The following is a 23,641-nucleotide window of genomic DNA, read 5'->3' as shown; positions in this document are numbered from 1 at the left end:
CTTAAAAGTAAAACTGTAGGGCTAAACTAGCCGCAGTATTATGGTTGTGCCATTTTTCGAGCTTTATTTGGCTGCGAAGCGCTATGTTACGTGACAGCGCATAGCTCCAGGTTAGCGCAGCTTCGCTGTGGTTATTAGCGGTATTATCGTTTAGCCAAAACATATTACCCGTTAGCGCAAGTTTGTGATTGTTATTTACTTGCCAAATAATGCCAGCCTCACTACCTAGCCCTATACTTAGCTGGTTAGAAATATCACCAGTATTTAGCTCAAACTGTCCCAAAATATAGCCATGCACACGGTTCGGGTTGCCATAAGACTTACCATATCCACCTTTAGTAAAAAATCGGCCAGAGCGTTTGTTTGGGCTTGGTTGCCTATCAAAGCCCATTTTTATATTCCACGACCAGCTATCAAATACACGATTATCGGGGGCAAGCGACATAGCATCAAGTAAGTAAAAATGCTCAATCTGGCTATTACCGCTATCTGATAGGTTAGCTGCTAAGTCAAAAAAGCTAATTTGAGCACCGGGTATAAAGCCAGCGGGTCTGTCTAGTAAATCATGATAAGCAAGGCGATAAGCTAAATTGGTGGTGTTTTGCTGGTTATTATTTTGCACTCTTTTTACTGTTAGCCTAGAAGAACCGTGGCCTTGCTCTGGCGAGGCTTTAGGTTTGTTGGGCTTAGATAAAGGAGAAGGAACAGCATACTTACTGCGCATTAATAATAACTTAGTAAGCCTTGGGGCTATTTTTTCACGGTTTAGGGCTTTATCGTAAAATTCAAAGTTTAGCCATTCGTACGCCATTTCTAGTATAGCTACTAGCTCTTTTTGTGAGTAATTACGGGTATTTAATGGCTTGCCTTGCATAAGCTCCCTCGCATCACTAAGTTGTTGATCACTTAACTGTGTTGAATAGTGATAAAGCTTAGTGCCAAAAGCAGGGCGGTAATTAGGAGCTTGCAGTAAATTGTTGTCTCTAAGTGCGGCAACTGTGTCTGAAGGAATAGCCTGCATGTTAAATTGCGAGGTTAAATTAAGGTCGTCTTTAGCTAATTGTAATAGCCCCAGTAACTGATATGAGCAGTTTTCGTCTATAAAAAAGTAATCAAAAGTGGCGCGTTGTAACTCCCATAAATGCAGTAATACCCGCTCAACTTGTTGCTCAGTTAAATTGAGTTTGTATTCCCAAATATCGCGTGATTCTAAATCATTATATTCGCGTACTTTTTTATAATACGGCATAAGTGAAAACTTACCCGGATAGCTACCAACAAGGCCTTTCAGTGCATACATGGCAGCGTTATCTGAGTCATCAGGTTCTGCCGCAAAGTTTACAGCAAAGGCAATCAGTTCTTTACTACGGGTTTGATCTTTAGCGTCGATGCGCAGTAAAGTGTGCCCAAACATTGATGAAGGGCTGTTCATAAATGCGGTAGGGAATACAAGCGTAACCCCTTTAGGATTAATGACTTGTTGCCAGGTTTTAAGCTCAGCGCAATCAAGAGCAGGCCAATTGTTTTTAATTTTTGATTTTAGCCATGTGTAGCGAGCTGGAAATTGACAGCTGTATTTTTGTTGACTGCTTTTACTGGCATTAAATGCGCTAATGGTGGCATTTAACTCATCTACTGGGCTGGTTTTACCTGTAGGGGATAAAAAAAACTCGGCGCTATCCACCTCGCTTTTCCAGCTTCTGAAGGTTGTATTGCGGTAGTGGCCCAGTTTAAGCCAATAAGGGTGTGTGGCTAAGGTACTTTTTTCAATACTTTTAGCATTTGATTGCATACTAAAAAGTATGGCTAGCAAGGTAAATAATATTTTTTTCATAATCGCTAAATCATAAAAAAGCCGCTAGAGGATACTCTAGCGGCTTTATTTATACATATAAAACCGGCTAATTTAGCTGATTAAGAAAGAGTATAAGAAGCTAGTTGTGCATCGCTTGCTACAACAGCGTTTAGGTTTTCTAACACTGTTTGTGAAGTTACGTTCTCAGAAGTAAATACTGAAGAAAATTGTGCTTGAGCAAGTTTGTTGAATGCTGCTTTATCTTGGTCTGCAACGCCCCAAACCTCAGCAAGTGTTGCTAAAGTTTCGCCTTCACCTTGAGACATATCACGAGCAAGTTGCTCCATGTTGCCATCGATGAATAATGCGATTTTTTCAGAAGAAGTAACAGTACCAGTACCGTCACAACCTAAAGTACCAAAAGTAATACCGAAAGTTTGGTTACCAGAAGTACCATTAGTTGTAGCGCCTAAAATTTTAACGCCTTTACCTTGCTGACCAGCAAATAACATAGAGCCTAGGCCACAACCAATATCTTGGTCAGCCATAGCATTAGAGAAAGGAAGTAAAGAAAGTGCTGCTACTGCGATTATTTTTTTCATATCCATAAATCCATATTTGATTAGTCTTTATTTAGGGTAAACAAAGAGCGCGGAGGATTTTAACAGAGTTGTAGAAAAAAGGAACATAACAAGCTATGAATTTTTTCATGTTGCGCTTACTTTAATTAATAAAATAAACACGTTACTTACTGGTTTTAGCTAGCTTTAAGAACTTTGCTTTTTACTTCTTGGCGCACCCAGTAAAATAAAAAGGTGGCAAATACACACTGATAAAAATGCACTAATTCCCAAAGCGCCACCAAAGCCATCAAGAATGGGAACCAAATAGGCAAAAAACAATGAAAATATAATTGCTGAACTGGCAAGCGTATAAACACCAAAGCGGTGAGGGGCGCTCATGCCAATAAAGGTGCCGCCAAAAAAAACGATACTATAGAGTTCTGCGTTGAGGCTCAGCTGTGCAAAAATCAAATAGGCAATAATTGAAAGTGCAGCTGAGGCTCTTATAGCATCAAAGCGGTTATGCTTTGCTAAATAAAAGGTAAAAAAAGCACCAGCCAAGGCTAATACTGGGTATGTAATAGTCATATCAGCAATCCTTTAGCTAAAACAAACAGGGCTACACTGGCAAATGCAATACTGCCTAATCGTCCGCCAAATCCTGCAAATACATTAAGTGTTAGTGTATATAAAACAGCGCCAATGGCAGAAATAATAGCGATTTCCCAATAGTTGCTAATTAAGCTGGTGGAACACATACCGGCAAAACTACCTGCATAAATGGAGGCATAAGGGTGGTTTTGATAACGTGCAGGAAACGGAATAAATGAGCCGATGAGGCCTGTTAAAGCAGCAGACACAACAATAGGTAATGCCAATGTGGTATGCATTATAAAGCACGACAAGCAGCCGATAAAAAAGGTGATGAATTTTAAAAGTATGAATTTAGTCATAAGGCGCACATCATAAAGGTTCAGTTTTAGCTTTAATAGTTAAAATCGACAATTTAAGACTAAAAGCGATATATGGCTTCCAAAAGAGCAAATAACCGTGGCTTTAAATTAAATGTACGCAATGAATGACTAAAAATAATGCCATTAATGTTCTATAAATTACAAATTATGTATAATGCAGCATATTTCATATATTAAAAGTTATAACCTAAGGTAATTTATGTCTAACTGTTTGCATTTGGCTATTCCAGCTGGTGATCTTGAAAAAGCGAAAGCGTTTTATTGTGACGTGCTTGGTTGTAAAACGGGTAATAGTGAAGCTGGGCGATGGGTAGACATTGATTTTTGGGGTAACGAGTTAACGCTTCATCAAAGCACAGAGCGCTTACCAACGGTGCGTCATGATGTTGATATGGGCGCTGTAGCTGTACCGCATTTTGGCATTCATTTATCTGAAGATGAATTTCAAGCATTAAAAAAACGTATTGCAGACGCCGGCCTTGAATATTTAGATAAGCCTTACCGCCGTTTTGTAGGTGATGAATTTGAGCAAGAAACGTTTTTTATTGAAGATCCAAATTGTAACGTTTTAGAAATGAAAACTATGGTAAACCCAGAAGTCTTATTCAAAAAAGACGAGTAATGATTATGCGCCTAAACGATTACTTTAGGCGTTTTCTCTTGTGTAGGTTTGCTTAGCCTGCGCTTTTCGTAAAGACTTTTTCTGATACATTGCTTCATCACCGGCTTTTAAAACCTCATCTAAATTTTTAGGCGCTTCGCTATAGTTTATTTGTCCTACGCTTGCGTAAATAGCGATGGTGTTGCCTTGGTGTTCTAAGCTAAGCGCATTTAATTTTTTTTCAAGGGTCGCAACTCGCTGGTTAATTTTATCTTTGCTGGTAAATAATGCCATAGCCACAAACTCATCTCCGCCTAAGCGGCCAACTGCGTCTTCACTGCGCATATGCTGACTAATTGACTCTGCCACCGTACAGAGTACTTTATCGCCAACATCATGGCCGTAGGTATCATTTATTGCTTTAAATCGGTCTAAATCGATATATAAAAAACACAACACGCCACCACGTTGAGCGTGTTTTTTTAATAACTCATTGGCTTTTAAACTCCAGCCTCGGCGGTTATAAATATGACAAAGATGATCGTAATTAGCGTGCTGTTCAGCCTGTTTTTTAGCATAACTAAGTCGTTGAATTCGCCTACCAACTGCTATAGCAAGAAGCAGGGATTCAATCGTAAAAGCAATCACAAACCCATAACGCTGTATAAAAGGACTGTATTCGGTTAGTAACACTCTAAATATCATGCTGATAAATACACAGCTTAAGGCAATAAATACCAAGCTGGCTTCGTTAACGCCTTGTTTAGCTTGCACAGCTGAGAGTATAAAAATGGTCACCACAATCAGTAGTGACAAATAGCCAGTAACGATTGCGGTAATATTAGTAATAGTGGGTAAATCTAAAGCTATTTTTTGTAAGCACAAAGTCAGTACACATAACGCGATAATTTTTAATGCATAACTTAATTTGCGCCAATACTCAGGTAGCTCTAATAGTGCGCTCATAAACCAAGTAGCACTGACTATAGTTAAACCAATGCTTAATGTATAAAGGTGGCTGATATATGCAGAAAAGTAGCCATTGGTAAATAAATAGGGCTGGCCTTCTTGTAAAAAAATAAAGCTAGCGATACAAAAAAGATAGATGCCATACAGTTTAAAAATAGCGTCTTTAATGCCATAACCTATTATTAAAGCATAAAAAATAAGCGTTGCGCATAATCCATAAAACACCCCAAATATTAAATTGTACAACTGCACCTTTTCAATAAATTGCTGTGAGTCTAGCCAAGTAAACCGGGGGTTATAGCTGGCAGTAGTGGTTAAAGTTAGCTTTGCATTAAAGCTGCCTTGTTCCATTAAAATAGCCATTTGATTTGTTTTTAAAGGGGCTTTTAATTGGTTATTTTGTTGCCACGAAAAACGTTCAAGTGCAGGGCGAGTAAACGTAAAAACACCGCTTTGGTTTAGCGTACATACCAACTCAAATTGGTTAATGCCTTTTTCTAGTTTTATGTCTGCAGCAATACCTTGCGATAAGGGAATGGATACACTGTTTGCGATAGATTTTAAATTGCAGCTATCTTTTGCAATAGCTGTATTGCAGATAAGAAAAATAAAAATGACAAATAAAGCACCGCAAAATTTAATACATAAGGAGGTGGTTGTATGTAAGTGCTTCCTTATTGTTACGGTGTTATTGAGCATAGTAGGGTTATAAAAATGGCAGTTGCCCTATATTAACAAAGCGTGTTATCTTTGCTAGTAAAAGTTAATAATAAAGTTTGATATAGCGCATGAATGGGTAAATCTTATTTTTATAACTGTATTTCACTCGGAGTTTTATTAAAGTGGCGTTTAAACTCACGGCTAAACTGTGATGCACTGGTGTAACCTACCTTAAAAGCAGCTTCATTTGCTTTGCTGCCCGCTGTGGTAATTAACTCTTTTGCTTTAGCTAAACGTACTTTTTTTAAGTATTGTAAGGGAGATTCAAACGTTACCTGTCTAAATGCACGATGAAAAGAGGATACGCTCATATTTACCTCTTCTGCTAAACCTTCAACAGTAATAGGGTTTGCATAGTCCTGATGCATCGTTGCTAGTGTGCGAGCTATACGCGCATAATGGCCATCATGCATAGCTAGGCCTATTAAAGTATTCCCTTGGGGGCCGCAAAGGACACGATACACTAGCTCTTTTACTATATCTTCGCCGAATACCTCAGCCTCAAGTGGATTATTTAAAACCGTTAGTAACCTACATGTTACCTGCTCCATTGCGCAGTCTAGCTTTGCTGATTGTACTGCGCCAATGTTCGCGCTGGAGACAGATAAAGGCTGGTGCTGCATCATCTGATTAACCAGCTTGTGCAACATGACAGGGTTTATATCTATAGCTATGCCCATAACCGGTAAGTCATTATCGGTAAACGCTTCACACTCTAATGGGACCGGTACACCTAGTACCAAGTAATCACCTTCGCCGTATTTTATTTGATGTTCTGGGAAATGAATTATTTTATGGCCTTGGCCAACCACGATTATGCCTGAATTATAAATAAGCGGCTGGCGCGGTGAACTTTTGGTAGCGCGATGAAAATACACCCCAGGAATAATTGTTTCCATGGTGCCCTCAAAGCTTAGTAAATTATTGTGCTCGGCGTATTGTTGCAACATTTTGGCTATGATGGGCATAAAAGTATCTGTAATTAAAATATTTTGCGTAAAATAACAGTGCTGGTAGTTTTAGGCAAGCTTTAGGCAGTTATTGGGCTTTTTATATATTAACTTTGCTACTAATATGCATTCATCAAAGCTTTACTTGATATGTGACTAAGTAAAGCATTATGAAATTAACCGTCACCTAGGAGCAAAATAATGAAATTTAGCTACGTAAATCCCACTCTCATCCAATTTGGCCAACAGCAAATTGCCGCACTTAGCGACTTGATCGCAAAAGATCAAAAAGTATTAGTTGTTTATGGCGGCGGCTCAATTAAAAAGAACGGCGTGTATGACCAAGTTGCTGCTGCACTTGAAGGTTTTGATTGGGTAGAATTCTCGGGCGTGGGTGCTAACCCAACAATTGAAGTACTTGACCAAGCGGTTAAAATTTGTAAAGAACAAGATATCGACTTTGTATTAGGTGTCGGCGGCGGCTCTGTAATAGACGGCGTTAAATACATTGCGGCTTCTGCAGTATACGACGGCGAAGGTTGGGACATTCCTACTGGCAAGCATACAATTACTAGCGCATTACCAATTGGTGCCGTATTAACGCTACCAGCTACAGGTTCTGAATCTAACCAAAACTCAGTGGTAAGCAAAGAAGCGACTAAGCAAAAATTGCCGTTTGCTTCACCAGAAGTACTGCCTAAATTTGCGATTATGGATCCTGATGTAATGAAAACATTACCACAGCGCCAGCTTGTAAATGGCTTAGTTGATGCGTGGGTGCATACTTGTGAGCAATACCTTACGTTCCCTGAAGGCGCATTGGTACAAGAAGGATACGCAGAGGCACTGTTAAAAACGCTCAAAACACTGGGCGATAACTTTGAAAACCAAGACGATGCATGGCGTGCAAACCTTATGTGGGCAGCTAACCAAGCACTTAATGGCTTAATTGGTTCTGGCGTATCGCAAGATTGGGCAACCCACATGATTGGTCATGAGCTTACTGCTGCCTATGGTGTTGACCATGCGCGTTCGCTTGCTATTGTTCAGCCTTCGTTATTGCGCAATCAATTTGCAGTTAAAAAAGCGAAACTAGAGCAAATGGGTAAAAACGTATTTGGCCTTGAGCAAACAGACGATTTAGCAGAGCAAACAATTCAAGCGATTGAAGCGTTTTACCACAGCCTTGAGGTTGCAACACAGCTAACTGAACATGGTGATGATAAAGCGGCTGCCATTGATAATATTATTGGCAAACTAGAAGCACATGGCATGGTTGCCCTTGGTGAAAACCAAGCGATTACGCTAAAAGAAAGCCGTGAAATTTTAGAACACGCGGTTGCTTAAGCGTTAATTTTAAAAAACCACTGGCTATTAAAGCCGGTGGTTTTTTGTTTTATAGTTAACCTCAGTAAACGCAATTGGCGCCATTAATTGATAAAAAGCCCTTTATTGTCGTTTGCCGCTAATATACTATGTGGCTTCAATTGGTTAGGTTTATTTAAGTCAATTTTAGGCTGAGAAGATAGCTAAATTATGCGCTAAAATCGTTTGTTAATGGTCATGTTACTCGTGCTTGTGCACAGCTTTATAAGTTGTGATGGCGCTGCATACCATTTACAAGAAGACGTTGAGCATGTAAGTAACGCATTATCACAAAACACTATAACCGCTGATAATGACCAAGGACAAAGCGATAATCAGCCACCGGTTGAGATTCATGCACACCAACATTGTCACTGTGGCTATTACAGCACACTTAGTCACGCTATTATTCCTCAACAAAGTAAACCCTCAGTACTTGTGTATTACCATGGTTTAAATTATCCACCTGATGTACCCCCACCGAATTCATTTAGCTAGTTTTTAATTTAATTTCAATTAATTATTGTGCTTTTAGCTGCCTGCGCGTAAGCGTTCCATGGGCTGTTATAGGCATGTTTAAATTGCTAACTATTTTACACTGTCGCTGTTTTTAGCGTAGGTTGTGAATGGTTTGCAAGTGAACTCTGTTTATTAAAAAACGGACAAGCTATATGAATAAAAAACCAATTATGCTGGTGGTGATGCTGTGCGCGCTACCTGCTTTTAGTGCGTTTGCAAATGTTAAAACGTTAACCCTAAAACAAGCGTTGATAAATACCGAGCAACAAAATCCGCTATTAAAACGCTATCCTTATCATCAAAAAATACTCAGCGCGCTTAAATCTCAAGCGGCGCTTTCGCCTAACCCTGTAATAAATGTAGAAGCCGAAAACCTCTTAGGAACAAACGATGCGCGTGGTGTGCAAGGGGCTGAAATAACCTTGGCATTTAGCCAGCTTATAGAGCTTGGAGATAAACGCCAAAGCCGCATAAATTACGCAACGGCGAACATTAAAGCCCAAGCAATACAATATCAAAATACTCGGTTAGCTTTATTAGCAACCACTGGTGAGCGATATTACGAGGCGCTTAAATTTCAAACCTTACTTACGCTTAACAGCGAACGACAACACGTGGTGAGCCAAGCTCTTAAAGCAATAAAGCAACGGGCTAACGCTGGCGCTGTATCGCAAGCCGATGTAACCCGTATGCGTTATGCGCTTAGCCAAGTAGAGCTTGATAAAGCTAAGCTAAATAGCGAATTTGAGCGAGCGCGTTTATCGCTCAATGAGTTGTGGAATGAGCAACATGACTACACGAATTTCGCAGGGAATATGGCTACTTTAATACCGCTTAAATCTGAGCAAGCGTTACTCAATGCAGTTAACCAAGCGCCTGAGTTTGCTATGTTGCAGCAACAATATTTGCAGCAAGCGGCCAACTTAACGCTGCAAAAAGCTAACGGGCAAAGCGATATTAATGTAGGTGCAGGCCTGCGCTTCAATCTATAAAGCGATACCAGTTCGTTACTGTTTTCGTTTTCTATGCCGCTGCAATTGAGTAACTCAAATAGCGGTAATATTGAAGCGGCTAACAGTCAGTTGGCACTGCTAAGCAAGCAGCAAGAGCAATTACGGGTTCAGTTACGCCAACAAGTTCGTACCTTGTACGCCTATTACCAAGGCAAAACGTTACAGGCGCAGTTGTTATCAGGGCAGGTTATTCCACAAGCCCAAACACTCATTGAGCAAAGTTTAAAAAGCTATCAACGCGGACAAATTTCGGTGTTGCAATTGCTCGATGCCCAACAAGCTCTATTTGACTCTAAACGCGCACTTATCAATACCTATGCAGTACTATATCAAACGCACCTTACTCTTGAGCGTTTAACTGGCCAATCTTTAATTGAGACTTTTCAACCATGAACAACACGTTTATCGCATTATTAGTATCACTTTCGTTTACAACGAGCCTTATAAGCACACATGCATTTGCCTCAGCAGAGCATGACCAAACAGAGCAAACCCAAAAACAAGGTCCACACGGCGGCTTTTTATTAACCAACGAAAAGCTCACTCTTGAGTTAAAGCTGCAAGAATTGGCAGGTAAAGTTGAGCTGCGCGTATATGGTTATGAGCAAAATCAGCCGGTAGATATCAACGATTTAAGCATCGAAATGAACTTAAAACGATTAGTAGAAGCGCCGCAAAAAATACAATTTACGCGTGAGAATGAGTACCTTGTTAGCACGCAACCCATAAATGAGCCACATTCGTTTGCGCTTTTCATTACTGCCAATTATAAAGGTGAACACGTTAGTTTTGAGTACACCCAACACGAAGGCCGCACTATGCTTAGTGAGCGAGTAGTTAAAGGTGCGGGTATTGAAACGCAGATAGCAAAAAGCGGCGAGGTTGATATTTCTGACACGCTGTTTGGTGTTATTGCACCGACACAGCACGGCACAGTAGAAGTGATGGCGCCATATACCGGATTGATCAGCGATATTTTTGTCAGCATTGGTCAAAAGGTTCAAAAAGGTGAGGTACTGGCCAGTGTCACCAACCGTGAAACATTGCAAAACTACAGTATTAAAAGCCCCATTAGCGGTGTTGTAACCGAGCAATATTTAAAGCGTGGCGAACTGGCAAGTACTCGCGCGCTTATGCAAGTCGTGAACCTTGATAAAGTATGGGTTGAGCTCTCTGCCTTTCCTGAAAATATTGAAAACCTAGCCATTGGTCAAAGTGCCACGGTGTACGATTTACATCATCATTTAAATGCCCAAGGTAAGGTGTTTTTTATAGCGCCTATGATGACCGGCGGGCACATTGCACGTGCTCGTATTGAGCTTAATAACCCTGATGGTCATTGGCGTCCAGGTATGCATGTTAATAGTGATGTCAGTATCGATAAGGTTAATGCTAACGTGCGTGTAAAGCCTGAGGCTATTCAAGAGTTTAATGGTATGGCGAGTGTGTTTGTGCGTAAAAATAGTGTGTTTGAAGTACGCCCTGTTACTTTAGGCGCAAAAAGTAGCGAGTGGGTTGAAGTGATCGCGGGTTTAAGCCCAGGTAGCGAGTACGTCACAACCAATAGCTATGTGATCAAAGCCGATATTTTAAAAAGCGGCGCAAGTCACGCTCACTAGGAGGTACCATGATTAACTGGATTGTTTCTTTTGCGGTTAAACGCCGCATGATGGTACTGGCACTGACATTTTTATTTGCTGGGTTTGGTGTGTATAACATCCAAAACTTAGCGGTAGATGCTGTCCCCGATATTACCAACGTGCAAGTGCAAATTAATACTAAAGCGCCTGGTTTTACGCCGCTTGAAGTTGAGCAGCGTATCACTTACTTAGTCGAAACAGCGATGGCGGGTATTCCTAAGCTTGATTATACCCGTTCGCTTTCTCGCTATGGGCTTTCTCAAGTAACCATTATTTTTGATGAGGGCACCGACATATATTGGGCGCGTCAACAAATTGGAGAGCGTATTCAAAGTATTCGCGCCGATTTACCTAATAATATTGAGCCAAACCTTGGACCTATTGCCAGTGGCTTAGGTGAAATATTTACCTATAGCGTGCATGCAAAACTCGATGCGTTAAAAAGTGATGGTATGCCTTACAGCGCCGAAGATTTACGTACTTTACAAGACTGGGTTATTCGTCCGCAGCTTTTAAAAGTAAAAGGCGTAACCGAAATAAACAGTCAAGGTGGCTTTGAGCGCCAGTACCAAGTTGCGCCCATACCAGAAAAGCTTATTGCTTATAAGCTGACAATCAACGATGTTATTAGTGCACTTGAGCTTAATAACAGCAATCGCGGAGCCGGTTATATAGAGCGCTTTGACGGCCAATATTTAGTGCGCTCACCTGGGCAATTAAAAACCTTAGCCGATATAGCAAACACCGTTATTGCTAAGCGTGATGATGCTCCTGTGCGAATTAAAGACGTGGCAAATGTATACTTAGGAAAAGAACTCAGAACTGGCGCGGCTACTTATAATGGCGAGGAAACCGTACTAGGCACGGCAATGATGCTAATAGGTGAAAACAGCCGTGTGGTCGCCAAAGCCATGGCAGATAAGTTGATAGAGGTACAAAAAAGCTTACCTGCAGGGGTTATCGTTGAGCCTGTCTATGACCGTACCAATCTGGTTGATAAAACCATTGCCACAGTACAAAAAAACCTGTTTGAAGGGGCGGTATTAGTTATCGTCATTTTACTGTTATTGCTCGGGAACATCACTGGTGCGCTTATTACCGCCATGGTTATTCCGCTGAGTATGCTATTTGCTATTACTTGTATGGTGGGCAATCGAGTCTCGGGTAACTTAATGAGCTTAGGCGCAATCGATTTTGGATTAATTGTAGATGGCGCGGTGATTGTGGTTGAAAACTGCCTTCGTCAATTAGGGATGGCTCAACATAAACATGGCCGCTTACTTACGCTCAGTGAGCGTTTAGAGGTTGTCACTTCAGCCACCAAAGAAGTGTTTAGCCCCGCCGTATTTGGTATTTTAATTATTATGTTGGTGTATTTACCGCTATTTGCGCTCAGTGGTGTTGAGGGCAAAATGTTTCAGCCTATGGCGTTTACTGTTGTTGCTGCGTTAATAGGTGCACTTATTTTTGCTGTCACCTTTGTGCCGGCGGCTATTGCCGTATTTGTGCGTGGTAAAGTAGATGAAAGCGAAAATGCAGTAATGCATGGTGTTAAAAAAATCTACAAGCCACTGCTTAACTTATCGCTTAAATTACCGTGGGTGATGGTGAGCATTGCCACGGTTTTAGTACTAGTACTTGGCTTTAAAGTTAAAAATATGGGCGCCGAATTTTTACCCCAGCTAGATGAAGGTGATATTGCAATGCATGCGCTGCGTATTACTGGCACCGGTATTGAACAATCGGTGCAAATGCAAAAACAGTTGGAGCAGGCTTTATTAGCGCAACCCGAAATTGCGAACGTATTTTCGAAGATTGGTACTGCGGATGTAGCCAGCGATCCTATGCCGCCAAATGTTGCTGACACCTTTTTAATGTTAAAGCCGTCCGAGCAATGGCCAAACCCATCACTGAGTAAAGACGCGTTAGTGCAGCAAATTCGTCATCGTGTGAATGAGGTACCGGGTAATAACTATGAATTTACCCAGCCTATAGAAATGCGCTTTAACGAGTTAATTGCTGGTGTGCGTGCCGATGTAGCGCTGCGTATTTACGGTGACGATTTAGCCATACTTAAGCAGTTTGGCGAAAAAGCCACTGGTTTAATGCGAAATATTACCGGTGCTACTGATGTTCGTTTAGAACAAATACAGGGGCTGCCTACACTTTCTGTTACTCCAGTGCGAGACCACATGGCGTTATTAGGATTAACTGTAAACGACATTCAACAAACGCTTGCCGCTGCTGTTGGTGGGGTGCAAACAGGGCTAATTTATGAGGGTGATAAGCGCTTTTCGTTATTAGTACGCTTAGATAAGCGTTGGTCTGATGATGTCTCTGTGCTTGCGCGTTTACCTATTGCATTACCTCAAAGTAGTAACCCTGAGCTTGCATTTGTACCGCTTGGAGAAGTGGCTACAATCAGTATTGAAAAAGGCCCTAATCAAATAAATCGCGAAAGCGGCAAGCGCAATGTGGTAGTAACAGCGAATGTAACAGGACGCGATTTAGCCAGCTTTGTAAGAGATGCCCAAGCGACTATGAACGCACAACTTAACCTACCCAGCGGTTATTGGCTTGAATACGGCGGTACGTTTGAGCAATTACAATCGGCGAGTAAGCGTTTGTCGTTGGTAGTGCCTGTGACTTTATTGCTTATTTTTGGCTTACTTTATAGTGCTTTTGGATCGCTGCGTGATTCACTTATTATATTCAGTGGTGTACCACTGGCACTGACCGGTGGGGTATTGGCATTATTGCTACGAGATATGCCGCTTTCTATTTCAGCGGGTGTGGGGTTTATTGCGCTAAGTGGGGTTGCGGTATTAAACGGTGTAGTGATGTTGTCGTTCATTAAGCAATTACGAAATGAGGGGTTAAGCTTATATTATGCAATACATAGCGGGGCACTACAGCGATTACGCCCAGTGCTAATGACCGCGCTTGTGGCTAGTTTAGGCTTTATACCTATGGCGCTAAATACCGGTACCGGCGCTGAAATACAACGGCCTTTGGCAACCGTGGTGGTAGGTGGAATTATGTCATCCACTTTGCTCACATTGTTAATTTTACCAGCACTTTATAAATTAGTGCATGCAAAATTTAAAAAGCAGCAAACAGCCTAAATTAGGTAATAACGTAAAAAGCAGCTGAAGTGTCAGCTGCTTTTTTGTTAAGTAAGGAGTTGCTTAGTTATATTGAAATAGGCTATCCCAGCGCTCATCTAATATGGCTTTTGCGCGCTCTAGATTTACCGCGTTATATAGGGTGTTTGTGCAAGTTACTAAATGCATACGTTCAAGCTTTTCAAGCGCGTCGCTAATTTCAAAATCTAGCTCGCATTGGTACTTGCTTTTAAACCACGTCTCTATCTGCTCATCAAGTGCGTGAGCACTTAAGCCATTTTTAGATTTTAGTAAAAACGTGTAGGCCAGTAGGGCTTCTTTTATGTCTTCTTCTTCGGCGGCGTCTATTAGTGTATGAAAAACACCGGCGTTGTTATCTAGGTTTTTAAAGTACAGATTATCGCTCAGCGCTTTCATAAATTTAATTTTACGGTTTTTAAATTTACTCCACTCTTTAAATACAAAACTGCCAAATACACCAATACCAATGGCTAACGTAATAAAGTGCTGCTGAGTCATGGTAACGACTTTATCACTAAACCCTCCCTAAAATGTAAACAAAGCAAACAGTAGAAGTAATGAGGCGCCCAGTTTGGTAACTAACACCACCGCACCGCCAATAAGTGCTGACGAGCCAATAATCACTTTATCAATAGGACGCATCCGTACTTCGCTATTAGGGAATAGCATTTCTAAGTCAGCTTTTGGCACATTTTGAAATAGTTTTACTATGGTTGAGCTGGGCTCAAACCCCATAGGTAGTTTATTTTTTGATTCAAAATAGGCTTTATCTTTAAAACGGATAAATACTGCTACGCGATCGTAGTTGGTAAAATGCAGTGGCTTTTTACGTAACCCCCAAAAGCTGGTTATGGTTTCGGTTAGTTGCGATTCGCCTCTGCGATAAAAAACCACTTCTTCAAAATCCTCAAACTCTACCTCAAGGCGAACTTTAAAAAGCGATTCTTCGTTTAATGCATCTTGTAAGTCTTGATGGGTGATCACTTCAAAATTAGCCGCATTTAATACGTTGGCGAAATCTTTAGCAAAATCGCGTTGGCACAGAGCTTTTTGCTCATCAGTCACGCTGTTTATTAAACGAGTATCGCTATTTGGGTCAAAAGGCGCGTAATTGTTTTTTAATGACTCAAGTGTGCCATGGTACTGAAAGTGAATTAAGCTGGCTAAAAGTTCACAAAGCTGCTTAAAAGAAGTTTGTTGGTCTTTGGTAAGCTCTTTGGCGCACATTGTAATGATGTCGTGTTTTCTAAAAGGAATGTAGCGAGCAGTTTGCATATTGTGAAAATTTTAAAAGTATAATGGTATATAAAGATAATAAAGCAGTCTTTTACTGATTACTATGTTGACTGTATTTCTTCAGGTAGCATTAACCTAATTATGAGATGATTTAATCACTTACCTAATTGCTAACAGGACGTTTATGGCTATACAAAAAAAGCTCAAGCAAAAAACACGTCAGTTTATTGAGTCTAAAAATATGCTGGGTGGGATTACTATCGCCTCATTTTTAGAATCCACCATAGTGCCCATTCCACTCGAGGCGGTGCTGGTACCGCTTATGCAAGCAAGGCGGGAAAAGCTTTGGCAAATTGCCCTAATGGCAACACTAGGCTGTATTGTAGGTGCGTTATTTGGCTATGCTTTAGGCTATTACTTATTTGATATCATTGGCGATTGGGTTATCAACACATTCTCAAGCCCTGAGCAGTTTGAAAACGTAAAACAAAAAATGCAGGCACAAGGATTTTGGTTTGTGTTAAGCCTAGGTATCGTTCCTATTCCGTTTCAAATTGCGATGCTGGCCGCTGGTGCAACTAAGTATTCGCTGGCACTGTTTTTAGTGGCATCTGCGATTGCGCGCTCTATACGCTATTTTGGTTTGGCAATCGTGGTGTATTATGCGGGCAATCAAGCTGAGCGACTTATCAGCAAGCACAAAACTAAGACCATGATTGGATTAACTATTTTAATTGCTATTGGCTGGATAATTAGTACGCAAATATAAATAAAGCAGTTTAAGTTTATGGTATAGTTTTTATTAACAATAATAAATTTAAACACAGCCCATGATGAATCCGGAAAAAGTGAGCCTCAAGCTCAGCCGCTTTGTAAAAATTACCAGATTAAACAAGCTGTTAATTTTAGCTATGCTGGCGTTTATTATCGCTTTCTCAATTTTTTCGTTGATGTACTTTCCCCGATTAGACATAGCCCAAAACCTCTATGGCTTTACCACTGACTTTATTAATTTAGTGGTGATTTTTGCTATTTTTTTGTAGTGCAATGTTCACGGTTAGCTAAAAAAGCGTATTTATATGTCAGTATCGGTTTAATGCTATGGATTGTAGGCTCTACTGCCGATGTGCTCGATGAAGTAATACGTCAGCCTTTTTGGATAAGCAATTACGTAGAAGACTTATGTCGCACATTAGGTATGCTAATTACCGCTTATGGTTTATTTAAAACTATGCACTTTATGCAGCGAATGCACAACCGGTTAGCGCAAGAGTTTATTATGGATGATTTAACCAAAGTGTATAACCGTCGCTGCTTTTATCAGCATGTGAAGGAGGTTGTTAATAATCCTTACACTGTTTTAATTATAGATCTCGACCACTTTAAACGTATTAATGACGATTATGGCCACGATGTGGGCGATAAGGTGCTTAAACAGTTTGCTGATAAAGTGAACCGTCTTCTTAAAGATGAAAATATTTTTGCTCGTATAGGTGGTGAGGAGTTTGCCGCTTACCTGCCTAGTTATGAGCTTGATGAAGTACTTAACTTTTCGCAGACTATTCTAGAGACGGCTCGTACTATTACAGTACAAAATCAGCGTTCTTTAACGGTTAGTATAGGTATTGCGCACCGTAGTAGCGAACAGACCTTTGACAATGTAATGAAACGTGCAGATCAGGCATTATACCGAGCCAAAAAAGCAGGCCGTGATCGCCTTGAGGTTGCTTAAACATAGTAATTTTATAAAATAGATTTCGCTCATGCTGTTTTTGGGGACTTGTGTTGCGAGATAAAAAAGGGACTGTATGGATGAGTTAATCGGATTAGCAATTATTGTATCTATTGCGATTGTTGCAGGGGCTATTTGTGGATTAGTGGCCTTAGTGCAATTAAACACCCTTAAACAAGAGGTTGCAGTATTAAAACTAAAACTATTACAGTTCGAGTTAAGCTCAAATGCAGCAAAAAATGAAAAATCCTCCGCTGACCCTCAAGTAGATAACGCAATACCTCTAAACCGCTCAGACATTCCTGCCTCTGATTATAAACCTGCGAGCATTAAACATACGCCACTACCTAAAGTAGCAATTAAAAAGCCATCGAGTATTGAACTGCTTTTTAAACAATTACGTGCAGGCTTTGAACAAAACTGGATGACTTGGATTGGTGCTATTGCTTTGGCTTTAGGTGGCGTGTTTTTAGCCAAGTACAGTTTAGAGGCGGGGCTACTTTCACCTGCGATGAGGCTCAGTGCCGGTGGATTATTTGGCATTGGCTTAATCGCAGCAGCGTATTATTTACATTATAAACGTATCGTTTTTGAAGGCTTTAATAATTACATTCCTGCAGCCTTTGCCAGTGGCGGCTTTATGACTTGCTTTGCCTTAATGTTTTTGGCCTATAACAGCTTTACCATGCTAAGTGCTGAGTGGGCATTTATTGGCTTAGCAGTGATTGCTCTTTGCGCCAGTGCAATGGCGATTAAGTTAGGTCCTTTACTTGCTGTAATTGGCATTATAGGCGCATACAGTGTTCCTATTTGGGTAAATACGGGCAGTGGTCAGTTATTTTCTTTACTTATTTATGTTGCCCTTGTGAGTGTTGCCGCAGCGGTTGTGGCACATAAAGTACAGCGAGTGTGGTTGTGGTATTTACTGTGGGTAGGGCATATAGGCTGGTACTTGGTCGGACTCACTCTATTTAACTATGACACAGTGTGGTTAATAGGCGCTTATGCGTTACTAAGTATTTTAGGCTTAATCGCTATTGCACGCTTAGGCTTGGGCTTTAATACCCTTGAAGTGCGCCCGCACAGCTTCAAACGATTAGTTAACTTATTTCCAGATCACGGATTATTACTGGCCTTTATGGCGCCTTTAATGATTGCCATGCTATTGAGTTTGTTTAATTTACAATGGCAAATCGTGGCGTTGTTAAGCATCGCTTTGTTACTATTTTTAGTGTTAAAAAATAGCCGTTGGGATGCATGGCAAGGGGTTTCTTTAGTGATTGCGCTGTTACTAGTGATCAGTGCTAAACAAACTTATGCCTTTGATGATGCGTTATTTATTTTTAAAAACGAATATGGGCTAGGCTTATTACTTGCTCTGGGGTTAAGTGGCTATGGACTCTATTTTGGTAATAAATACCCAAAACGATTAGCTTTTCATTTGCTTGCTTCATTAAGCGTGTTTGCATTAGTTGGCACTTTGTATGCGATTATCCCAAATACGGCTTTAGCAACCGCTTATCCACTTTGGGCGGTATTGTTATGTTTAATGAGTGCGGTGTTAATTAAATTTACGCAAAATAATACAACCTTATGGCAGCGTTTTAGTTATTGGGTGGGAGCAAACGCCAATATCACTTTAGCAATTACAATGTTACTGAGTGATAGCGGCCTTACCATTGCACTGGCTGTTCAAGTATTACTGCTGAGCTTATTGATAAAAAAATACAATGTGGCTATGCCACACTGGCCAATAAAAGCCCTTGTGGCAGCATTACTTTTACGCCTTACCTTATCGCCGTGGACGCCTAGTTATGATGAACTAAGCATATTTGGTTTGCATTGGAGCTTAGTTGTTTACCCGCTGTGTATAGGGTTATTTTTTGCAGCGGCTAAATGTTTTAATACTTCAAAACTAAAAATATGGCTTGAAGGAGCAGCACTGCATTGTTTAGCGTTATTTGTGACAACCGAGACCAGTTATCAACTGGTAGGGCACTACCCTCAGCTGTTTTCTTTAAGTTTTTATGAGCAAGTTTTGCTCAGTTGTAACTTGCTTGCTTTAGGCTGCGTTTATTTATATCGGGCGCAAAGTGCTGGGCAGCTGGGTAAGTTATACCGCACTGCAGGTTTGATTTTATCAGCGTTAGCTGGCTTATTGTTAATTAAAACAACGTTAGATGATAATCCGTTATTAATGCGTCTTTATGTTGGTGAAACGCCAATATTTAACTGGGTGATTTTAATTTGGTTGGTACCAAGCCTACTGGCGTTATGGTTAGCGAGTTTAGTTAAATCGTTAAATGCTAAATTGAGTCAAATTACACTCGGAGTGTCTGGTTTATTAGCCCTGTTAGCTATCAATACCTTGATCCGCCAATATTGGCAAGGTGGCTTCATTTATCTTGATAAAGCAACCAGTGACGCCGAACTATATAGCTATTCGGTTATTTGGTTGTTACTCGGCGCACTGGTCGTGATAGCCGGGCATTTAAAACAGCAACGGTTACTGCAAAATGTTGGTCTTGGTATTCTTGGCGCTGTAATTGTTAAGGTATTTTTAATTGATATGGCAAACTTAACGGGACTTCTAAAAGCATTATCGTTTATTGGCTTAGGGCTGTCGCTGGTAGGGCTAAGTTGGTTGTTCCAAAAACTCAGAAAGCGCAGTCATAGTTAAGTTTAAGCCCAGTACTTACTGGGCTTAAACTCTTATTAATCGTCAAGTACTGTGATTCAGCAGTGCTTTAAGTTTGCCTGGTTTTACTGGCTTACTCAGGTAATGAATATTTTCGGCTTTGGTGGTTTGTTTTAGCTCGGTGTCACGCACAGCGGTAATTAAAATAGCCGGAATATCGCTTTGCCAAATCTCGCGTAGCGCTTTAATTAATGTAATCCCATCCCAATCATTACCTAATTGATAGTCCATTAAAATAACATCAGGTGCTCTCTGTTCTTTTGCATAAGTTAACACCGCGTCTACTTTATCGAATAGGGTGTAATTTGCCTGCCAGCGCTTCATTAGGCTGGCCATGGCGGCAAGGTTTTCAGGATCGTCGTCAACGGCAATAATATTTATCGCGGCGCGGTTGTCGACTATATTTTGACTGGTTTGTTTTTGCTGTACTAATTGCGTATCACCATAAGGCACTTCAATGCTAAATCGGCTGCCTTTATTAGGTAATGAAACCACATCAATCGGCAGGCTCAATAAATCAGCCATACGTTTAACCACCCCTAAACCTAAGCCAACGCCTTTATTATCGCCCGCTTCAATTCGGTAAAAGTCGTTAAATATTTTTGCTTGTTCAATATCGCTAATGCCAGGGCCGGTATCCCATACTTCAATCCGTAAACTGTGTTTTCTGTTTCTGCAGGCAATTAACACTCGGCCATTTTCGGTGTATTTAATTGCATTAGACAGCAAGTTTTGTAGTATTCGACGCAAGTAAGTAATGTCGCTGTGTACTATTTGTTTATTTGAACGCACTTTAAATGAAAGCCCTTTATCGCTCGATAAAATCGCATATTCGCTTTTAAGGGGGTCTAAAATATCATCAATGCAAAAGTGACGAGGATTTGGGGTCATCGCCCCTTGCTCTAGCTTGGCAATTTCTAATAAAGCCGACATTAAATGCACGGTGGAATCGAGGCTATCACCTAGCTTATTAAAGTTATTTTTATTGGTGCTATCTAACTGAGTTTCATCAATGGCGGCGAGATATAATCGTGCCGCATTGAGCGGCTGTAAAATATCATGGCTAGCCAGTGCTAAAAAGCGGGTTTTACTATCATTCGCCTGTTCTGCTTCGCGTTTGGCTAAAGTAAGTGCTTGCTCTGTTTGTACGCGACTATCGATTTGTGCTTGCAGGTTACTATTAATGGTTTGCACCTCTTGGGTACGCGCTTCAATACGGTTTTCTAAGTCCATATTGATTTCTTCGAGCGCATTTTGCGTACTAATATGATTGGTAATATCAGAAAAGCTTGTTACAAACCCCCCATCAGGCAATGGGTTGCCTATCATTTCGTAAACTTGGCCATTACGACGATGGCGAATAAAGTGATGTGAACTGCCATTTTTTAAATGCTGAACACGCTTATCAACATGGCGCTCGATTTCACCGGGGCCGCATTCACCGCGCTCTGCGTTATAACGGATTATTTCTTCAATTGGCTGGCCAACTTGTAAAAAACCTTCAGGGTAATTAAACATTTCGCTGTAGCGCTTATTCCAAGCAACGAGGTTGAGATCTTTATCTACCACAGAGAGTCCGTGGCTTAAGTTTTCTAGTGAAGTAAATAATAAGTTTTGATTAAACTGCAGTGCCTGTGTGGTTTCATCAAAAAAGTTTACTACTTCTTCAAACGCCATGCGTTTCCCAGATGATACTGTATGAATAAGTGCTTGCGCAGAGGAAGCACCCAATACACCAGTTAGTGCGCGTTCGCAGTAGGCAATAAAATCAGCGCGAGGGTGTGCGTTGTTGTCGTTTAAATCATGATGAAGTGCGTAATGCGATAAAATTTGTTGGCTACGCTGAATGCCTAAAAAGGTTTGCAGTAAAATTTTAAAGTCGTATACCGTGGCTTTTACGTTTTTATTTAAGCGACGAGATAAAATGGCCTGATCTTTGGGATTAACAAATGCTGCCGCTTGAATTTTATCAATTAAGCGCTCTTCAGCTCCCAAGGAAAAGCTAATATAACAGCCAATATTAGCAAACAACGCAATTAAGGTGCCTCTAGTTATAAGCGTTTGCTGTAGCTCACTGTCTAGTGGGTTAGGGGCTTCTAAAATAGGTAGCATCAAAAATAGCACCCAACAAATGACTCCTGCGAGTAGCCCGGCATAAACACCATAAGCATGGCCTTTTCGCCAATATAACCCACCCACAATAGCAGGCAATAATTGCGACACCAATGAGAAAGCCACTAACCCCATACTGGCCAGCGCACTGCCACTACCAAACCATTGCTGATAGAAGTAGGCTAAAATAAGCACCCCAGCAATGGTAAAGCGGCGCACCAATAAAATGCGGGATTTATAGCTGCTGGTGATTAAATTACGTTTAAATTTACGACGCAACATTAAGGGTAGCACCACGTCGTTGGAGATCATGGTGCTTAGCGTAAGCGTTGCAACAACAATCATGGCTGTGGCAGCAGAAAGCCCACCTATAAACACAAAGGTGGTTAAAAAAGCGTTATCGTGCAGCATAGGCAGTGCCAGTACAAAGCTGTCAGGTGATAAACTACGACCAATTTCTGGATGAATAGCAGCGGTGGCTATAGGTAAAATCATTGCAGCGGTCAATAACAAGTACAATGGAAAAGCCCAGCGAGCAGTAAATAAATGGCGCTTATCTTGGTTATCAACCACGGTGACATGAAATTGCCGTGGCAAACAAATAATAGCGGCCGCCGCCATCAGCGACTGACCTACAAAGTTAAAGCTAAAAAAGTCAAACTGCGCCCAATGCAGCCAAATTGACTCGGCGACTTGGCCAGAACTTTCTGCGGGTAAATTAAATAAGCTATATATTGCAAGCCCTGCTACAGCAGCCAGAGCAAACAGCTTTATTAGCGACTCAAACGCAACAGCGAGCATTAAACCTGAACGGTATTCGGTTACATCAACTTTGCGCGTACCAAAAAATATAGCAAATAGCGCCATCATTAACGTGGCCGATAGCGCTAAAATATCCCCTGATATCTGATTGCTGTTTTGTAGGAGTAAAAAGCTAGAGCTGAGTGCTTTTAATTGCAATGCAATGTACGGAATGGTGGCCAATAAGGCGATTATTGTCACCATAATGGCGGTGGTTTGACGCTTACCATAGCGGGCTGAAATAAAGTCGGCAATAGTGGTGATATTTTGTTTTTTACTCACCAGTACCAGTTTACGTAAAAAGCCTTGACCGAAAAAAAACAATAAAGCGGGTCCTAATAAAATAGGCAAAAAGCTCCAACTACTAGTAGCAGCGGTACCTACCGAGCCATAGTAAGTCCACGAAGTACAATAAATTCCCAATGCAAATGAATACACAAATGGGTGATGACTAATGCGCTTGGCAAGTGGGGTGGTCTTATCACCCCAATTTGCCAGCCAAAACAGCACGCCTATGTAGCCAAAGGCAACAATGAGTAGTACAGCTGTCATGTTTATTTAACCTCGTAGAGTGTTTTTATAATTTGTCATAACTATACCCAAACTATTTCAAGATGCGAGCGCCAGTTGGAGTTTGCTTATTAACAATACCTAGCTGCAAATAAAGTAGGGGGTATACATTTTGTTTATGTTATCTATAAATAAAATAAAGCTATGATAATTAAGGGTTAATTTGTTTTTGTCTATTTGGTTAGACTAATGTCTTATTCCCACGGTTTGTTTTAATTTGGCTAAAAACTTGAGCAA

General features: G+C 40.8%; 14 protein-coding genes and 3 pseudogenes. 9 read left to right on the top strand and 8 right to left on the bottom strand.

Going from position 1 to position 23,641, the window contains the following annotated elements; genetic code table 11:
• Position 1: 1 nt before the first annotated feature.
• The 4 genes from QMA00_RS03955 to QMA00_RS03940 all read right to left on the bottom strand — a co-directional run bounded on the left by QMA00_RS03955 (position 2) and on the right by QMA00_RS03940 (position 3,248).
• Entirely contained in the window at positions 2-1,834 is a 1,833-nt protein-coding gene (locus QMA00_RS03955) for a DUF4105 domain-containing protein (RefSeq protein ID WP_290156104.1), read from the bottom strand.
• A gap of 80 nt (positions 1,835-1,914) precedes the next feature.
• Positions 1,915-2,397 (bottom strand): DUF3015 domain-containing protein, encoded by a 483-nt coding sequence (locus QMA00_RS03950; RefSeq protein WP_036956603.1) that lies wholly within the window; start codon positions 2,395-2,397, stop codon positions 1,915-1,917.
• A gap of 165 nt (positions 2,398-2,562) precedes the next feature.
• Positions 2,563-2,946, bottom strand: a complete 384-nt coding sequence (locus QMA00_RS03945) for a hypothetical protein (RefSeq protein WP_036981428.1) — start codon at positions 2,944-2,946, stop codon at positions 2,563-2,565.
• Positions 2,943-3,248, bottom strand: a complete 306-nt coding sequence (locus QMA00_RS03940) for a hypothetical protein (RefSeq protein WP_008111425.1) — start codon at positions 3,246-3,248, stop codon at positions 2,943-2,945. The genes QMA00_RS03945 and QMA00_RS03940 overlap by 4 nt, the downstream gene beginning before the upstream one ends.
• Positions 3,249-3,531: 283 nt before the next feature.
• On the opposite strand from QMA00_RS03940, the gene QMA00_RS03935 reads away from it, so the two are divergent.
• A complete protein-coding gene (locus QMA00_RS03935; RefSeq protein WP_290156100.1) occupies positions 3,532-3,954 on the top strand; it encodes a VOC family protein in 423 nt (140 codons plus the stop codon).
• A 24-nt stretch (positions 3,955-3,978) separates the two neighbouring features.
• Here QMA00_RS03935 and QMA00_RS03930 read toward each other — a convergent pair whose 3' ends face one another.
• A complete protein-coding gene (locus QMA00_RS03930) occupies positions 3,979-5,601 on the bottom strand; it encodes a diguanylate cyclase (RefSeq protein ID WP_290156098.1) in 1,623 nt (540 codons plus the stop codon).
• 110 nt (positions 5,602-5,711) lie between these two features.
• Positions 5,712-6,590, bottom strand: a complete 879-nt coding sequence (locus QMA00_RS03925) for an AraC family transcriptional regulator (protein ID WP_024601309.1) — start codon at positions 6,588-6,590, stop codon at positions 5,712-5,714.
• 183 nt (positions 6,591-6,773) lie between these two features.
• On the opposite strand from QMA00_RS03925, the gene QMA00_RS03920 reads away from it, so the two are divergent.
• The 5 genes and pseudogenes from QMA00_RS03920 (at position 6,774) to QMA00_RS03895 (ending at position 14,234) form a co-directional block, all read left to right on the top strand.
• On the top strand, positions 6,774-7,919 hold the full coding sequence (locus QMA00_RS03920; protein WP_013465765.1) for an iron-containing alcohol dehydrogenase: 1,146 nt from the start codon (positions 6,774-6,776) through the stop codon (positions 7,917-7,919).
• A gap of 210 nt (positions 7,920-8,129) precedes the next feature.
• The gene (locus QMA00_RS03915; protein ID WP_254843606.1) at positions 8,130-8,435 is read left to right on the top strand and encodes a hypothetical protein; all 306 of its coding nucleotides are present in this window, start codon (positions 8,130-8,132) and stop codon (positions 8,433-8,435) included.
• 173 nt (positions 8,436-8,608) lie between these two features.
• A pseudogene (locus QMA00_RS03910) lies at positions 8,609-9,862 on the top strand (TolC family protein).
• Complete coding sequence (locus tag QMA00_RS03900; protein WP_024601307.1) at positions 9,859-11,088, top strand: efflux RND transporter periplasmic adaptor subunit; 1,230 nt, start codon at positions 9,859-9,861, stop codon at positions 11,086-11,088. Before QMA00_RS03910 ends, QMA00_RS03900 begins: the two are co-directional and overlap by 4 nt.
• Before the next feature lie 8 nt (positions 11,089-11,096).
• Positions 11,097-14,234, top strand: a complete 3,138-nt coding sequence (locus QMA00_RS03895) for a CusA/CzcA family heavy metal efflux RND transporter (RefSeq protein ID WP_076920735.1) — start codon at positions 11,097-11,099, stop codon at positions 14,232-14,234.
• Between the two features lie 63 nt (positions 14,235-14,297).
• Here QMA00_RS03895 and QMA00_RS03890 read toward each other — a convergent pair.
• Positions 14,298-15,530, bottom strand: a pseudogene (locus QMA00_RS03890) (TMEM143 family protein).
• A gap of 145 nt (positions 15,531-15,675) precedes the next feature.
• Between QMA00_RS03890 and QMA00_RS03885 the strand changes: the two are divergent.
• The 3 genes and pseudogenes from QMA00_RS03885 to QMA00_RS03875 all read left to right on the top strand — a co-directional run bounded on the left by QMA00_RS03885 (position 15,676) and on the right by QMA00_RS03875 (position 19,903).
• Complete coding sequence (locus tag QMA00_RS03885; RefSeq protein ID WP_033102872.1) at positions 15,676-16,260, top strand: VTT domain-containing protein; 585 nt, start codon at positions 15,676-15,678, stop codon at positions 16,258-16,260.
• A gap of 64 nt (positions 16,261-16,324) precedes the next feature.
• Positions 16,325-17,223: pseudogene (locus QMA00_RS03880) on the top strand (GGDEF domain-containing protein).
• A gap of 76 nt (positions 17,224-17,299) precedes the next feature.
• Complete coding sequence (locus QMA00_RS03875) at positions 17,300-19,903, top strand: DUF2339 domain-containing protein (RefSeq protein ID WP_076920733.1); 2,604 nt, start codon at positions 17,300-17,302, stop codon at positions 19,901-19,903.
• 42 nt (positions 19,904-19,945) lie between these two features.
• Here the strand turns inward: QMA00_RS03875 and QMA00_RS03870 are convergent, their stop codons facing one another.
• The gene (locus tag QMA00_RS03870) at positions 19,946-23,386 is read right to left on the bottom strand and encodes a PAS-domain containing protein (RefSeq protein WP_036956595.1); all 3,441 of its coding nucleotides are present in this window, start codon (positions 23,384-23,386) and stop codon (positions 19,946-19,948) included.
• Positions 23,387-23,641: the final 255 nt, after the last annotated feature.

Origin of the sequence: Pseudoalteromonas sp. APC 3694 (genome assembly GCF_030407565.1) — a bacterium.
Lineage (GTDB): Bacteria > Pseudomonadota > Gammaproteobacteria > Enterobacterales > Alteromonadaceae > Pseudoalteromonas > Pseudoalteromonas tetraodonis.
The sequence above is the reverse complement of the archived record's forward strand: the minus strand, read 5'-3'. Positions and strand labels throughout refer to the sequence as shown.

What these genes read in the sequence shown, in the direction of transcription:
- QMA00_RS03955 (WP_290156104.1), bottom strand. Translation starts at nt 1,834, where the DNA reads ATGAAAAAAATATTATTTACCTTGCTAGCCATACTTTTTAGTATGCAA.
- QMA00_RS03950 (WP_036956603.1), bottom strand. Translation starts at nt 2,397, where the DNA reads ATGAAAAAAATAATCGCAGTAGCAGCACTTTCTTTACTTCCTTTCTCT.
- QMA00_RS03945 (WP_036981428.1), bottom strand. Translation starts at nt 2,946, where the DNA reads ATGACTATTACATACCCAGTATTAGCCTTGGCTGGTGCTTTTTTTACC.
- QMA00_RS03940 (WP_008111425.1), bottom strand. Translation starts at nt 3,248, where the DNA reads ATGCATACCACATTGGCATTACCTATTGTTGTGTCTGCTGCTTTAACA.
- QMA00_RS03935 (WP_290156100.1), top strand. Translation starts at nt 3,532, where the DNA reads ATGTCTAACTGTTTGCATTTGGCTATTCCAGCTGGTGATCTTGAAAAA.
- QMA00_RS03930 (WP_290156098.1), bottom strand. Translation starts at nt 5,601, where the DNA reads ATGCTCAATAACACCGTAACAATAAGGAAGCACTTACATACAACCACC.
- QMA00_RS03925 (WP_024601309.1), bottom strand. Translation starts at nt 6,590, where the DNA reads ATGCCCATCATAGCCAAAATGTTGCAACAATACGCCGAGCACAATAAT.
- QMA00_RS03920 (WP_013465765.1), top strand. Translation starts at nt 6,774, where the DNA reads ATGAAATTTAGCTACGTAAATCCCACTCTCATCCAATTTGGCCAACAG.
- QMA00_RS03915 (WP_254843606.1), top strand. Translation starts at nt 8,130, where the DNA reads ATGGTCATGTTACTCGTGCTTGTGCACAGCTTTATAAGTTGTGATGGC.
- QMA00_RS03900 (WP_024601307.1), top strand. Translation starts at nt 9,859, where the DNA reads ATGAACAACACGTTTATCGCATTATTAGTATCACTTTCGTTTACAACG.
- QMA00_RS03895 (WP_076920735.1), top strand. Translation starts at nt 11,097, where the DNA reads ATGATTAACTGGATTGTTTCTTTTGCGGTTAAACGCCGCATGATGGTA.
- QMA00_RS03885 (WP_033102872.1), top strand. Translation starts at nt 15,676, where the DNA reads ATGGCTATACAAAAAAAGCTCAAGCAAAAAACACGTCAGTTTATTGAG.
- QMA00_RS03875 (WP_076920733.1), top strand. Translation starts at nt 17,300, where the DNA reads ATGGATGAGTTAATCGGATTAGCAATTATTGTATCTATTGCGATTGTT.
- QMA00_RS03870 (WP_036956595.1), bottom strand. Translation starts at nt 23,386, where the DNA reads ATGACAGCTGTACTACTCATTGTTGCCTTTGGCTACATAGGCGTGCTG.